Source organism: Bacteroides sp. (assembly GCF_019417265.1).
GTDB lineage: Bacteria > Bacteroidota > Bacteroidia > Bacteroidales > Bacteroidaceae > Phocaeicola.
On record NZ_DXVR01000001.1, the window covers coordinates 110,848 to 127,172 of the forward strand.

General features: G+C 41.2%; 6 protein-coding genes. 3 read left to right on the top strand and 3 right to left on the bottom strand.

Annotation, left to right across the window (positions count from 1 at the left end):
- Nucleotides 1-56 precede the first annotated feature (56 nt).
- The 3 genes from QZ379_RS00405 to QZ379_RS00415 form a co-directional block, all read right to left on the bottom strand.
- The gene (locus QZ379_RS00405) at nt 57-4,109 is read right to left on the bottom strand and encodes a hybrid sensor histidine kinase/response regulator transcription factor (RefSeq protein WP_291556842.1); all 4,053 of its coding nucleotides are present in this window, start codon (nt 4,107-4,109) and stop codon (nt 57-59) included.
- Nucleotides 4,110-4,122: 13 nt separating this feature from the next.
- A complete protein-coding gene (locus tag QZ379_RS00410; protein WP_291556845.1) occupies nt 4,123-6,834 on the bottom strand; it encodes a heparinase II/III family protein in 2,712 nt (903 codons plus the stop codon).
- A gap of 192 nt (nt 6,835-7,026) precedes the next feature.
- Nucleotides 7,027-7,560: a hypothetical protein gene (locus QZ379_RS00415; RefSeq protein WP_291556848.1), complete on the bottom strand. Its 534-nt coding sequence runs from the start codon at nt 7,558-7,560 to the stop codon at nt 7,027-7,029.
- 188 nt (nt 7,561-7,748) lie between these two features.
- Here QZ379_RS00415 and QZ379_RS00420 point away from each other — a divergent pair, with 188 nt between their 5' ends.
- The 3 genes from QZ379_RS00420 (at nt 7,749) to QZ379_RS00430 (ending at nt 16,319) form a co-directional block, all read left to right on the top strand.
- A complete protein-coding gene (locus QZ379_RS00420) occupies nt 7,749-11,627 on the top strand; it encodes an ATP-binding protein (RefSeq protein ID WP_291556852.1) in 3,879 nt (1,292 codons plus the stop codon).
- Between the two features lie 135 nt (nt 11,628-11,762).
- Nucleotides 11,763-14,723: a TonB-dependent receptor gene (locus tag QZ379_RS00425; RefSeq protein ID WP_291556855.1), complete on the top strand. Its 2,961-nt coding sequence runs from the start codon at nt 11,763-11,765 to the stop codon at nt 14,721-14,723.
- Nucleotides 14,724-14,741: 18 nt separating this feature from the next.
- Entirely contained in the window at nt 14,742-16,319 is a 1,578-nt protein-coding gene (locus QZ379_RS00430; protein ID WP_291556858.1) for a RagB/SusD family nutrient uptake outer membrane protein, read from the top strand.
- Nucleotides 16,320-16,325 lie beyond the last annotated feature (6 nt).

A 16,325-nucleotide genomic window follows, 5' to 3' on the forward strand; every position in this document is an offset into this window, starting at 1 on the left:
ACTTCAAGGCATATTTTGAACGGCTTTTCTTTATTATAACATATGTAACAAGAGTTCTAATGCTCAGACGCATACTGCGTAGGCAAAACCCCGAACTGCTCCTTAAAGCACTTTGTAAAGTAACTTGAAGAACTGAAACCTACCATGTCTGCCACCTCGGCCATGGACAGTTTGTTGTCAGCAGATAGTATCTGTGCAGCACGTTTAAGTCGTATGGAACGTATAAATTCTGTAGGTGTCTGACCAGTTATTGACTGGATTTTTCTGTACAGATTCATTCTGCTCATACCCATGTCGCTGCTGAGACTTTCGACGCTGTATGACGTATTGTCCATATTCTTTTCTATCAGTTCAAGGGCTTTCTTCACCAACTGTTCGTCGAGCGAGGTTATGGTTATCGCACTCGGATTGACAGATATATTCTTCTTGAACTCCTTGCGTCTGTCTTCCTGCTGTTCTATCAGTTTCTTTATTCTGACAAGCAAAAGATCAAAGTTGAAAGGTTTGGAGATATAAGAATCCGCGCCAACCTCATAACCGCTGATTTTTACATTATCGGCAGTACGTGCAGACAGCAGTATGACAGGTATATGCGATGTCTGTACATTGGTCTTAATCATGCGGCAAAGTTCTATTCCGTCTACCTTAGGCATCATTATATCGCTGACTATAAGGTCCGGGTTATGCTCCTGCGCAAGTGTATATCCTTCCTCACCATCGGCTGCCGTGAATACCGTATATTGTTCTTCCAACTGTTCGGCAAGGAAAGCACGCATATCGTTATTGTCTTCCACCACAAGAATTTTCTGTTTGGTATCTTCCTGTAACTGAGTATGTTCCTCAGGTGCATCACCGGTGGTTTCATTATTCTCATGTGCACTCTCACCTGACGGTTTTAAATCCATCGGGATAAGCAGACGGAATATCGTTCCTTCGTTCTGTTTGCTTTCAACTTCTATTTCTCCATGGTGCATGCGTACATATTCTTTTACAAGATGAAGTCCTATACCGCTACCTACAATACCCTCGGCATTGTTTGAAGCCTGATAGAAGCGTTCGAATATATGTTGTAAATCCTCCTCACTCATTCCAACACCTGTATCCTCTACAGATATTGATAACATATTTCTACCGCCTATAAGAATTTCATTTATTTTTAGTAAAACACTTCCATTCTCGTGAGTAAATTTAAAAGCATTTGAAAGTAAATTATTGAGAATCTTATGCATCTTGTCATGGTCAAAATAAATATGCTTTGCTGCTGGAAGATTCTCAATAGTAAATTTAAGATGTTTCTCTTCTGCAAAAGGTAAGAAACATGTATATATGGAATCTATAAAATCGCGGATATTACCTGAAGAAAGATGAAGTTTCTCCATTCTCATTTCTGATTTTCTAAAATCCAGAAGTTGATTTACCAGATTATAGAGGTCTGTGGCATTCTTGTGTATGACGCTAAGCTGTCGCATAGTCTTTTCATCATTATCTTTCTTCATCAATACCTCCAAAGGAGTCATAATCAATGTCAGCGGTGTACGAAGTTCGTGACTTATATTTGTAAAGAAACGGAACTTCATCTGATTAAGTTCTTCTTTCTGGCGGATGCTTTCCTCTTCCTGCATACGGGCTATACGGCGAATATTCTTCTTACGCAAATATTTTAAAACGCCCCAAACTGCCATGGCAAAGACTATGAAGTATAATATGAACGCCGGCCATGTTTCCCAAAGTGGAGGACGTATCGTAATATAAAAAAGAGACTCAGGACTCCAGACATAATCATTACCGGCAGACTGTAATCTGAAGACATACTTTCCGGGATGCAGGTTGTTATAAGTTACACTACCATTGCTGTTTCCGGAAACAATCTGCGTCCATTCTTTGTCAGCTCCATCCAAACGATATCTGAAATGAGTCTGAGACGGATGGAGAAAATTCAGGCTGGAGAATTCTATAGTTACAAAGTTCTCATCATAATCAAGTGTAACTTTACGGTTTTTATTAACAATCTCATTGAAAAGAATCCTGTCATTAAAAATTTCTCCACTTGAAATAATCTTGTTGAATAATTTGAAAGAAGTAAAAAACGGTAATGCCTTGCATGAAGTAAGAACGATATTTTCAGGGGCAAAACGACAGAAACCATCTATTCTTCCAAAGATAAGTTCCCCACTATGTAACTTCAATGAACAGAACTCATATAAATCAGAATACTCTTTCCTATTGCTCCATTCAAGACATACTATTCTGAAATCAACAGAACTATCTTCCTTCTTATTTACTACTATTTTATATATAGAACTAATGGTTGAAATCCATATATCATGATTATTGTCCTCCTGAATACTCTGAATAGTGGCATTTTCCAACCCATGGTCTTCACCAAGATAATGCATATTTCCTGCACGGTCAAGAATAATCAAGCCATATTGGGTACCAAGCCACAACATCTCGCGACTGTCTTCAAGCATACAATTATACTTGTTATTTTCCAATGTAACCCCGGAAGAATTTATATCCTTATATTGGGGAATTATAATTTCATCTTTCTTTATGTCATAGAAATAAAGTCCGTTATCTGTACCTACAACCAATTTACCGGAACGGCTTACCAGCATAGTATTAGCCAAACGATACTTTTTAAGTTCAGGATAACGTTCCGAGAGTATATCAACATCGGAAAAATCCGCGGCAAGTTTACCTACTCCCCCATAAAAACTCGCCCATATATTATTAACAGAATCTACTGCCAGATATCTTATACCGTTTGTTTCATATCCTTTATGTTCAGGCAAAGTAATATGCTTAATGTTTGAAGTAGAATTTCCATCTATTCGGAAAATGCCGTTCTGATAAGTTCCAAGCCATATATTATCCATTTTATCCCTGACAATAGACTTGCATAATATACCAGAAGTCTGCGGATATGGATAATTTACATTGTTAGACTTAAGATTATATATACAAAGACCATTATCAGTTCCAAGCAATAATGACGAGTTATCCATTTCAGCCATACAATGAATGTCGGAATTTACCCAACCTCCTGACACAGACTTGCTATTATACACACGAAAATTTCCCATTGACGGATGCAGATAGGCCAATCCTCTGTTGAACAACCCAATCCATATTATATTGGTTGTCTTATCTATATAAACACTGTGTACATTGTCAGAAGTATTTGTATCTGAATATGATAAAACGGAGCATGGCTGAATATCATGTGTAAATCTGTTTACTATAAACAATCCTTTACGGACACTTCCTACCCATGCATTTCCGGACTTGTCTGTATCAATGGCTACAAGTTCCTGATAATTTCCAAGTACACCTAAATTTATATCTGTCCATTCTTTCACGGAACTGTTATAATATGCCAGGCCGTGACTGTACAACAGCCAGAAATCACCGTTTTCAAGGAGTTTGATTCTTACGTTATCCTTGTTGCCTATTCTTCCTTCGAGAAACTTTTCCTGACGGATGAACTTCTTGAGATTACTGTCATAGCATCTCAGTACTCCGTTTTCGTGTACCATCCACGTAAAGCCGGAATATGTGTCAAGAACGAAAAGCCGGCCGTTGTTTTCCACAAAGGTGTCTTCACTATAGATATTTGTAACTGACTCATTTCCAGGATACAGGCAATAAAGCGACTTGTCGGAGGTAACTATCCAGATTATTCCTTCAGAATCGACAAAAAAATCGGATACCTTATCATTGACTCCCAATGACCGGAAAACTTCTGCAGGAGAAATGAATTTCTCGGTATTGAGGTCGAATACCTGCAAATGGTCGCGGTCCTTTATCCACAGCCTGTCGGACCTGTCGATATATTGTGTAGGTATCTGGCAGATGTATTCAAGAGAATATACTTCACCGCCGAGAAGAGAAAAATTCTTGAAATTATTACCGTCATACAGACTGAGCAATATCGTTGTGCGTACGCCGAGTCTTCCGTCAGGCAGACCGAAAACTGTTTTTACATAATTGTCGGGCAGACCTTTAGATACGCCTATCGGGCGGAAGGTATACTCTGAAACACTTTGTGCTCCAATAAAATTGGAGCACAAAAACATGAACAATATAGCTATGTATGACTTTATCATAATATAATATTTTTTATTTCAGTATCACTTCACCTTCGCCGGCCTTGACTTCATGGCTTACACCACCTACAGTTATTACGGCATCGGACGATGAGGTACATTTCCACTTTCCGTTTTCGGTATATACAAGCACATCACCCGGTACAGATGCCCTGATTTCCATTGCTCCGCACTTGTAGTATGTACCGTTACCCATAAATACCAACACCGGACTGCCCTCTTTTGTACGGCATATGCTGTATGTGGATTTTGTTTCGGCGTCCTCAGAACTGCAAAGATAAGAATTAGCGTCGGATGACAAAATCAAATCGCAGTTTCCGTTTTTGAGATTTACCTTAACGGCCACATTGCTACCTGAACCGCCTTCCGACTTAACCGATGGATATTCCACTGAACTTATAGCCGAAGGAGATGACTTGGTTACAGGTTGAAAAATGCTTACAAACGGACGTGTCCATGCCTCGCCTTTCTGACGTGCAACGAATGTCAGTGTAGGCTGTTTCTTTATATCGTACGGCATATCCTTTATACGGCTGATACCTTCTGTCATAGGACTTAATGCTGAGAATACCTCTCTGTCTTTCTCGCCCTTCATCCACATATTCATGGTTATGTCGTTCTTGTCGGGCATGTTTATTGTATATTCAGCCTTGATATTTTTGTCTGTCTGTGCACTTTTCTTATCGTAGATATATGAATAGGCATACAGATGTGCTCCGGCAAAGGCAAGTTCCTGCGTAGGTTGCAGGTTGAGGTCTGTTCCGTCGGCAGCCTTGAGTGTCATAACCTGTCCCATGTTGTGATAGAAATAGTCGTGCATCTTGTCGCTACCCTCTACCTTTTTGCTACGGAATATGTCAACATAATATCCTGTAGAGTCGGATGTGTTTATTATACCGTTCAGACGGGTCTGGTCTGAGTTTGATTCAGGCTCGCGGAAATACACCTCACTGTAGCTTACAGGCTGATAAGGTACTTTTGCTGCCGATGCAGGATACATGTTCCTAAGCTTGAAGGCATGGTTGCTCTTCATTACGGGGTATGAGGAGATACCGTCCACGCACACTGTGTTATGCGATGGGAACTGGCTGTAATATTCCAGATAGTCGAGTCCGGAATATCCCATAGTACCTATTCCTGCATCAGGTGCAAGCGGATAGCCCTTTCCGTAAAGTTCCATGCTTATACCGTTGGCGTGCATATGATTGCCGTCGCTTCCGTTAAGTGAAATCATAAGACTGTTTTCCCTGTTCATTCCGTTGCGCTGAACCAGCCAGCTTACGTTAGGAGAATAGAATGAAGGTGTGACATAGTCGTCTATTGTACCTGCCTTGGTTTTAGGATTGAGTTTCAGCGGTTTGTCCGAGAAGAATGAAGATACGGCAACCGGCATTTTTGCCTGTCCGTCGGACAGCTTTTCGGCATTGGGGTCGAAAAGTTTCAGCATCCGTGTGAAATGTTCTTCTTCGTCTTTCTTGCCGTGCTGCTGAGCGTTGGCTACCATATATTTGAATATGTCTGTACGCAGATATGAAGGATGTGTATCGCCAAAGCCTACCTGCATCATGTTAGGAAAGAGGTACTGTGGCATGGCGGACACAGCCTTGCTAATCACGGGAATATCTTTCGTAAGGTCATGGCCTAAGTTGCGGTCGAACAGACTGACAAACTGTGCATAATCGCCCACCACCACACTGCTGTAGCCCGGACATTCGGCCCAGATACCGGTATTGGAATCGTAGCCGTACTCCGCAAGCTGCTTGAGCGACCATTGGCGGATTGATGAGCGGTTGATGATATAGTCTATATAGTATTCACGTCCTTTTCCGTCGGCGTAAAGGGAATTATCTTCAAGAATCAGTGCTATATCCATGACGAAACGTGCCTGCATAAGGTTCCAGTTGTTGTGAGGCACCCCGTTAGCAATGATATTCTCGGCCCATTTCTTGAAGGCTGAGGCATATATCTGTATTTTTTCCGGTCTTGTCTTGTAGAGATACGGATACAGGAAGTCGTATAGTGGTACCAGAGTCTTTATTATAGCTTCGTGGATAACCTCGAATGTAGTCATTCCGACCAAGGTCTGCTGATGTCCGTGGTTAAGGTCTACAGGTACATTACGATAATAAATACCTGTCATATAGGTGTCGAATACAGATGCTGCCATTGAGGCGTATTCATCCTTGCCGGTGAGCCACCACAGGAATGCCGCATCGCAGGCTATACCTACAATCTCTTTGTTTATGCTTTCTACTATTCGTCCGGTTTTGCTTATCGGTGCCCATTCCATAGGTTCACCTTTCAATGAAGTATTGGCAAGGTACATACCTCTGCGGTCTTCAGCATAAGGCTCAATATCTTCTAATTTCGGACGGCGGTAAACGGTAGAGTTTCCGCGTGAACCGTTATACATCACCGTAGGTGCAGGTGCTTTTTCGCCCCCCGCATGGTCATAGTATTCTCCCTTGATATATACATCTGTAGAGTGCGTGTTCCAGTACATCTGGAGTCTGGAACTAAGCCACTCAGGACCTTTTGATGAATATTTCTCTACTCTTGATGTAAGGCCGTCGAACACATCTTTCGCCCATTTCTCTTTCTTTATGAGATTAAGGGTTTCTTTCTTGCCGGATTCTGTTGTAAAGTATCGTGGATGACCGTTATTCCCAAACGACAGAACACACACTACCAAACCTAATGCTAATGACAATAGTCGCTTTTTCATTGTATAATATTTTCGTTATTTGTTTTCTGATATAAATATATACGGATATATCGGATAAAATACCTAATCGGGCAATGAAATTATTTCTCGAAATATATTAAAAAAAAATGCCTCGTCGTTTTGAATCAAACGACGAAGCATTTTAGTTAAAACGACGGGTCATTTTTTTACCCATGTTTTCCCGTTCAAAAATCAGTTCTTCTGCATAGGACATTTTCCGCAGTCAGGACGATTCATACATCCCTGTCTGTCAGAGTGTTTCATCATCTTATGGCCGTGCTTTCCCGGTTTCATCTTGCCGCCCATACATGGCTGCTGGAAAACCTTCTCCAACTGCTTGGCATTAAGCACTTCCTTGAACTTCTTGAAATACTTTTTCTGTACGTCAAGAGCTTTCTGTCTTGCATCAAACCTGTCCTGAATAGCTTTTTCTATTTCGGCATCAGTCATTTCAGCCTTTTTCAGTTCCTTGTTCACAGCCGGACGGCAATCTTTCATGGCCTGAAGATATTCCTTGTACAGCGGAGTGAACTTTGCAGCTGTGGCATCATCCATCAGGAGTTTCTTCTCCATCATCTTCACATGTCTGTCCATCATCTGTTCCGGTGTAGGTCTCTGTTTAGCACATTTCTGTGCTGGAGCGTCAGGTGTATTCTGTGCCATTAAACCGAAGCTGCCCATAGAAACAACCATCATAACTACCAATGTCATTAATCTTGTTTTCATAATCGTATAAATTTAGATGTTTAACTTCTGTTGTCTGATACAAAGTTAGTGATAAAAACATTTTATGAAAACTGACCTTGCTGATATAGTGGCAAACATACAGAATGTAGTGGTAAACTGCAAAAATACGAAATATATTTTCTATTTTTGTGTTTGTAACTATTATCCATACATAAAGACACATATCGATGAGAAATATCCTTACCGCAGTTATAATATTCATAACCGTTGCTATATCAGCACTTTACGGACAGTCATCCCCATATATGCAGTTCAACAGGATGCATACCAATACGGATGCATCTGTAATAGGCTGCATAATGCAGGATTCCACCGGTATGATGTGGTTGGGAACAAACAAGGGGCTTTACAGCTACGACGGATATTCCTTTTTTCAGCACAGACAGGACAAGGGATATTATGAAATAAGGATATATTGCGGACTGATTTGTTCGGACTCTATATTCTTAGGCACTGACAACGGGCTGATTTCATATGACATGAGATTGGGGAAATACCATAATCCGGCTACGGAGAATATTAAGGATATAAGATGTCTGGCAATGTCCGGCAACGAACTGTGGATAGGTACGCTGAACGGATTGTTCAGATATAACACTGAAACGGCTGAAGTTTATGAATTCCCTTCAGAAAAACTGCCTCATAAGGCTGTCTATTCGATTATAAGGTCTGAAAACGGTACGGTGTATGTAGGTACTTATAATGGATTGTGCAGTATAGATAAAAACAATGATGTAAGGATTATAAATATCCCGTCTGACAATAAATGGAAGAACATATTTGTAAATGTCCTTTTCGAGGACAAGGGCAGGCAGTGTATATGGATTGGCACTGAGGGTAATCTGTTTTGCTATGATGTGCAAAAGCAGAGTGCAGAGCTTGTGCCATACTTTGCCGACAACTCAATAAAGTCGCTGAACTATGACTCGGAAAAGAATCTTCTTATCGGAACAGACAATGGACTATATATCTATTCGGCCGATGGAAATACGCAAAGACATTATCTGCACGATTCAAGAAACAGCAATTCCATACCGAACAATATAATATGGTGTATAACTACCGACAACAAACAGAATATATGGTTGGGAACCGACAATGGCATTTCATTTACTGACAATAACAGACAGTACACATTCATACCTGTATGGGAGCTGAGCAATACCAACGACGGTAATATGTTTTACACCATTCTTACGGACAGTAGAGGCAGAAACTGGTTTGGAGGTACCGACGGACTACTGCTTACCGAAAAACATAAGGATACGGCCAACAGCAGATGGTTCAAGGTCGGGAAGAAGGGTTCGGAGTTATCTCATAACAGAATAAGACACATATTCGAGGACAGCTCGCAGAATCTGTGGATTGCCACAGACGGCAGCATAGAACGGTATGACGAAAGGTCCAGGCAGTTCGTGCATTATACTATTATGGATTCTACGCATACATGCAATTCCAACTGGGCTTATTATATTTCGGAGGACAATGACAATAACCTTTGGATAAGCAGTTGCCTGGGAGGGCTGTTTGTAGTAAACAAGGACAAATTAAAGGCTTCGGAATCAGGAATATGTATTGCAGACAGGAATTTTTCGACCGACAACGGATTGAAAAGCATGTTCGTGAAACAGGCACTGATAGACAAAAACGGAGATGCGTGGGTCCTGATGTATAACACTAAAGAGATACAGAGGATAAGCAGAAACAACAAAAAGATATATAACTACTCGGTATGTACGGAGAATGACGAGTTTCCGGAATTTCTTATTTGCGATTCGGACGGTATGGTATGGGTAAGTACCAACATCAGCGTATCGAAGATAGACCCGTACTCCGGAAACATGACAAGGATTGATACGGACTGGAAGGATAATAATATATTGCATCTGGTAGAGGTGGAAGACAACATATGGGTAGCATCTGCCAAAGGTCTGTACTATATAAACAGGCAAACAACCGAAATAAAAAGAATAAATATCAACGATAAGATATTCAGTAGTATATATTATGACAAGCCTGCAGGGAAGGTTTATATGGGCAGTTATGATGGTATAGGTTTCTGCGAGCCTGAAATAATACATACCACAGACTACGCTCCACGGATATATCTGACAGCATTGTCCGCCAACAACAACTATATATCGAAAGGTATTATAGAGAACAATAGTTTTACGCTCGACCATACGGAGAATAACCTTGTATTTGAGTTTTCCGATTTCAGATATAACGAGTCACAAAGAAGCGGATTCATGTATATGATGCCTGAAATAGATTCCGAATGGCATTACGTGAACAGCAATTCAAATATAATAGTCTATAATAATATGCCTTACGGCAAGTTTGAGCTATATGTCAAACATAGCGAGAACGATGATGCCGGATACAGAATAGCTTCAATAAATATTCTGCCGCCATGGTATCTGTCTGTAGCAGCCAAAGTTATATATTTTCTGCTGACTGTTGGATTAGTCTGCTGGGTAATAAATTTCTTTATTGTCAAGAACAGGCTGTATCTGGAGAAACTGGAAAAGAAGAAGATACTGGAACAGACCAGACAAAAGATAAAGTTTATGTCGAACCTCTCGCATGACCTGAAAAGTCCTGTGGGAATGATAGTTACACCTGTAAGCAAACTGCTGCTCGACGTAAAGGACCCGGAACAGAAGGAAATGCTGGATATAGTGTACAGAAATGCGGTAAATCTGAATGCCAAGATACATAAACTGATAGAAATGAACAGAATGGAGGACAGTGAGCATATACTCATAACCTCCAGAATAGAACTCGTATCGTTTACCCGAGAGATATATCTGAAATTAAGGGATGAAGAAAGTGTAAACAGGCATAACTGGAATTTTACATCGAATGCAGACAAGCTGTTTGTGGATATGGATGTCATAAAACTGGAATCCATAGTGAGCAATCTGCTGACAAATGCTATAAAATATACTCCTTCGGAAGGAAACATATCTGTGTCAATAGACTATAGCGAGGAAAACAGCAGGGTGAACATAAGGGTCTCGGACAATGGAATAGGAATACCGGAGAATGAACTGCCGTATATTTTCCAGAGATTTTTCCAGTCGTCGGCCACAAAGAACCATTTTGAGGGAACAGGAATAGGGCTTTATTTAGTCAAGACATATACGGAACTGCATAAGGGAAGCGTGGAAGCATCGTCTGCCAACGGTGAAACGACCTTTACGCTGACATTCCCTGTGGACAGAGAACTGAACAGTACAGACTCTGATAAAAATGAGAATATTGACGATGCCGACTCACAGTTGCAGGTAATACTCGTAGTGGACGACAACAGGGATGCGTACGAAATGATAAAGCATATACTGGCAGGTAAATTCAGATGCGTATATGCATCGAACGGTAAGGAAGGGCTGAGCATAGTGGAAACCGTAAAACCGGACCTTATAATAACGGACTATATGATGCCGGTGATGAACGGACTGGAAATGTGCAGGATTCTGAAAAAGAATATGCCTACGGTCACTATTCCGATAATTATGCTTTCTGCAAAGGATGACACGGAAACCATAAAGAACAGTATAAAGCTGCAGATAGATGCTTTCATACAGAAGCCTTTCAATGCGGAAATACTGATTGGAAAAATAGAGATGCTCATACACAAGAAGGAAACTTTTGAGGCACAGGCCAGAATTGAAACTATCGGTTCCCCGAAACCGGTGGAGGACAGCACATCGTCTGACGAGAAGTTTCTGATAAACATCACACAGATTATTGAAGACCATATGGCAGACAGCAATCTCAATGTAAACGGATTGTGTGAACTGTCCGGTACGGGAAGCAAACAGATATACAGGAAGATAAAGCAGCTTACAGGAATGTCGCCTGTGGAATACATAAAATCAATAAGAATGAAAAAGGCGGCTATGCTGCTGCAACAGAAAAAATTCACTATAGCGGAGGTTATGTATATGGTGGGATATTCCAACCCTTCTTATTTCTCGAAATGCTTCCAGAGTATTTTCGGAAAGACTCCTAAACAATATATATCGGACACCGGACAGTAATGTAATGGCAGGAAAAAGGAAATAAATAGGACAAAATGCGCGATTGTCCTATTTATGTCTTTATATGTCCAATATTTTTCCCTGTGCTTTTCTTGTGTTTCATATATTTGTGCTGACAAAAAATTAATGCATAATATGAAAGGCAACATTAAATCTTTTCTGAAAGTATTCTTACTATCGGTAATTTGGGCCGGAAATACTTTCGCAGTCCTCGCGCAACAGCCGGGAAATGTAATTATCACAGGTACAGTTTTAGACGAAAACAACGAGCCGCTTATCGGGGCAAGTGTTCTTGCAGTAGGTACTACTATAGGTACTATTACTGACTTCGACGGTAAGTTTACTCTTGAAATTCCTAAGGGAAGCAATATCCAGTTTTCTTATATAGGATACAATACTCAGGTGTTAGGCTCCGACCAGAAGACTATGAGCATAAAGCTTGTACCGGACACACAGATGCTTAGCGATGTGGTTGTTATCGGATATGGTACTCAAAGAAAGAGTGACCTTACCGGTTCTGTAACCAACGTTTCAAGCGAAGATTTCAACACAGGTCTGGTAAGCTCTCCTGAACAGCTTATCAACGGTAAGATTTCCGGAGTACAGATTATGTCAAACAGTGGTTCGCCTACTGCCGGAAGCACAATACGTGTACGTGGAGGCGCTTCACTTAATGCCAGCAACGACCCGCTTATCGTACTCGACGGTGTACCTTTGGAGCAGGGAGGTATCAGCGGTAATGACGGAAACTTCCTCAGCCTCATCAATCCTAACGACATCGAGAGCATGACAATCCTTAAGGATGCTTCATCTACAGCAATCTACGGTTCGCGTGCCTCAAACGGTGTTATCATTATAACAACCAAGAAAGGTGCTTCGGACAAGTTGAAAGTGACATTCAGTACAACAAACTCTATTCAGACACGTACACGCATGGCTGATATGCTGAGCTATGACGATTTTGTAAATGTAGTGAAGACTAAGGGAACAGCTGCACAACAGGCTTTGTTGGGTTCTGAAAGAACTGACTGGAACGACTATATTTATCATAATGCATTCGGTACTGATAATAATCTTAGTCTGTCCGGCAAGGTTCTTCCTAACCTTCCTGTACGTGTTTCTGTGGGATATTACAATCAGGACGGTCTGCTCAAGACTGACAATGCAAACAGAGTAACAGGTAGCTTGTCATTGTCGCCGTCATTCTTTGACGACCATCTGAAATTCAACATCAATGCCAAGGCTTCAATGAACAAAAACCAGTTTGCAAACACAAGTGCAATATGGGGAGCCTCTACAATGAATCCTACCATACCGGTTTATTCAGGAAATGACGCATTCGGAGGATATACTGAAGGACTTGCAAGCGACGGAAATCCTGTAACAGGTGGTGTATTGAATCCTCTCGGATTATTGGAACAGCGCGATGCGCACAGTAAGGTCATACGTTTCATCGGTAACTTCGATGTTGACTATCGTATGCATTTCCTTCCTGAATTGAAACTCCATGCTACATTAGGTTACGACTATGCACAGGGCGAAGGCTCAGACTATGTTAATCCTGAAGCTGCCCAATATTATACTACAGGCGGTTACTACTACCCATACGGCCCGCAGAAGAATGAAAACAGACTTCTTACAATCTATGCCAACTATAACAAGATGGTAGAGTCACTGAACAGCAGTTTCGACGCGACTGTAGGTTACGACTATCAGTACTGGAAATCAATAAATCCGGCTTCGGCAAGCATGAATGCGGCAGGCGAAATACAGACTTCGTATAAGGCTACAGACGAAAGACACGTTCTTCTGTCATATTATGGACGTTTGAATTATTCATTCGGCTCAAAATATATGCTCACAGCTACTGTACGCCGTGATGCCACTTCACGTTTTGCAAAAGAACAGAGATGGGGTACATTCCCTTCAGTAGCTCTGGGATGGAGAATCTCAGAAGAAGAGTTCATGAAGAACCAGAATGTGCTGAGCACATTGAAACTGCGTGCCAGCTATGGTGTCACAGGGCAGCAGGACGGTATAGGCAACTACAACTATCTTCCGGTATATACACTGAGCCAGGATGGCACACAGGCTATAATGGGAGATGAATATATTTATACTTATCGCCCTGAATCGTATGTATCAGACCTGAAATGGGAGACTACAACTTCATGGAACTATGGTTTCGATTTCGGATTCCTTGAAGACCGTATCACAGGTAGTTTCGATTATTATACTCGTCAGACTAAAGACCTTATCGCCACTGTTCCGGCGGCAGCAGGTTCTACATTCGACAAGACTATCACTACAAACGTAGGTAATGTTGACAGCCAGGGTATAGAATTCTCACTGAATGCCACTCCTATAAAGACAAAGGATTTCAGCTGGGATATCAGTTTCAATATGACATGGCAGAAAATGAAGGTTAAAAATCTTTCTATCGTAGAAGGAGGAGAAGTGACAAATACTCCTGTAGGTCCTTCAATAGACGGATACCAGTTCCAGACACTCACAGAAGGATATGAACCTTACATGTTCTACGTTTACAAACAGCTTTACGATGAAAAGACCGGAAAGCCTATCGAAGGAGCATATGCGGATCTCAACAAGGACGGTGTGATAAACTCGGACGACTTATACCGTTATCACTCTCCTGCCCCAGACTATATCATGGGACTGAGCACATCACTCAACTGGAAGAACTGGAACCTCGGAATGAGTTTCAGAGCAAACATAGGCAACTATGTATATAACGTAATGGCTATGAACACCGGAGCTATGGAAACAATGAGCTACAATGCAGCACAGCTCAACAATCTGTCGGCAAGTTATCTTGAAACAGGTTTCCAGACACGCCAGCATTTGTCAGACTATTATGTAGAGAATGCATCGTTCCTGAAAATGGACAACCTTACTTTGGGATACAATTTCGGAAAGATATTCAATACATGCAATCTGAATGTAAGCGCAATGGTACAGAACGTATTCTGCATAACAAAATACAGCGGAGTGGACCCGGAAGTACCGAACGGAATGGACAATACGTTCTATCCTCGTCCAAGAACATTCTCTTTAAACATTGGTCTTAATTTCTAATTATAAAAATACAGAATCATGAAAAAATATATCTACATATTGTCAATGTGTACTGCCGCAATGTTTGCTACATCGTGTGTAGGCGACCTTGACCAGTATCCGCATGAAGAAATTACTTCAGAAAGTGTATATACCAGCCTGCAGAACTATAAAAGCGTGTTGGGGAAAATATATGTATCAATGGTAACCAAAGGCCAGGAGAAAGACGGAAATCCGGACCTTTCAAGTAACCGTGGTGAAGATTATATGCGATGCTATTTCAATCTTCAGGAAGTAGGAACAGATGAAGTGGCATATACATGGCTCAGCGGTGAAAATCTGACTGATATCAGTAATCTGTCATGGGATGCAAACGACCCATGGGTAGCAGATATGTACTATCGTATATACTATAACATTGCTCTCTGCAACGAGTTTCTGCGTAATGCAACAGACGAGAAGATAAGTGGTTTCACAGAAAGTGAACGCAACGAAATAGTACATTATCGTGCAGAAGCCCGTTTCATGCGTGCCCTTTTCTACTACCATGCAATGGACTTATTCAGAAACATTCCTTTCGTAACAGAAAACGACCCTGTGGGAAGCTATATTCCTCCACGCTATATGGCAAAGGATATGTTCGGATATATCGAATCTGAACTTAAAGCGATAGAAAATGACCTTCTGAGCAAAGACGAATGTCCTTATGGTCGTGCATCTAAAGGTGCTGCATATACACTGCTTGCAAAGCTATATCTGAATGCCAAGACTTATATTGGCGAAACAAGATATAACGAATGCGTTGCAGCATGCCAGAGTGCTATAGGACAGGGATATTCACTGGAATCTGACTACAAGAAACTTTTCAATGCAGACAATCATCTGCGTACAAACGAAATAATTTTTACTCTTCCTGTTGATGCAAATACCACCATTTCTTGGGGTTCATCAACATATATGGTATGCGGGGCTATAAGCCAAACATCAGCTACACAGAAACCTGCTGATTACGGAGTGACTAAAGGATGGGGGTCAATGAGAATATGTCAGGCTGTTTCAGGCCTATTTGAAGACGGTGACAGCAGAGGATGTTTCTACACAGACGGACAGACACAAGAAGCAACCTCTCTGGAAGATGCTTCAACCGGATGGCTTGTTGAAAAATGGACAAATCTGAACGACAATGGAGAAGCAGCCTCAAATACAGATATAGGAGGGGTAAATACAGACTATCCATTATTCAGATTAGCAGATGTGTATCTGATGTATGCTGAAGCAACTGCACGTGGAGGAAATGGAAATATAGCTATTGCAGTGGGATATGTAAACGAATTGAGAGGACGTGCTTTCGGCAATAACAGTCAGGACGTAACAGAAACAGACCTTAAAGAAAATAATTTCCAGTTCTTCCTTGATGAACGTGCCCGTGAGCTTTACTGGGAATGCAGCAGACGTACAGACCTTATACGTTTCAACCGCTTTACTACTGCAGAATATATGTGGGAGTTCAAAGGAGGATCAAGCAACGGCACTTCTGTTGACAGTAAATACAATTACTATCCTATTCCATCGGCAGAACTGACAGCCAATCCAAATCTGAAGAATGAAGAGTATTAACCTTAA

What these genes read in the sequence shown, in the direction of transcription:
- QZ379_RS00405 (WP_291556842.1), bottom strand. Translation starts at nt 4,109, where the DNA reads ATGATAAAGTCATACATAGCTATATTGTTCATGTTTTTGTGCTCCAAT.
- QZ379_RS00415 (WP_291556848.1), bottom strand. Translation starts at nt 7,560, where the DNA reads ATGAAAACAAGATTAATGACATTGGTAGTTATGATGGTTGTTTCTATG.
- QZ379_RS00420 (WP_291556852.1), top strand. Translation starts at nt 7,749, where the DNA reads ATGAGAAATATCCTTACCGCAGTTATAATATTCATAACCGTTGCTATA.
- QZ379_RS00425 (WP_291556855.1), top strand. Translation starts at nt 11,763, where the DNA reads ATGAAAGGCAACATTAAATCTTTTCTGAAAGTATTCTTACTATCGGTA.
- QZ379_RS00430 (WP_291556858.1), top strand. Translation starts at nt 14,742, where the DNA reads ATGAAAAAATATATCTACATATTGTCAATGTGTACTGCCGCAATGTTT.
- QZ379_RS00410 (WP_291556845.1), bottom strand. Translation starts at nt 6,834, where the DNA reads ATGAAAAAGCGACTATTGTCATTAGCATTAGGTTTGGTAGTGTGTGTT.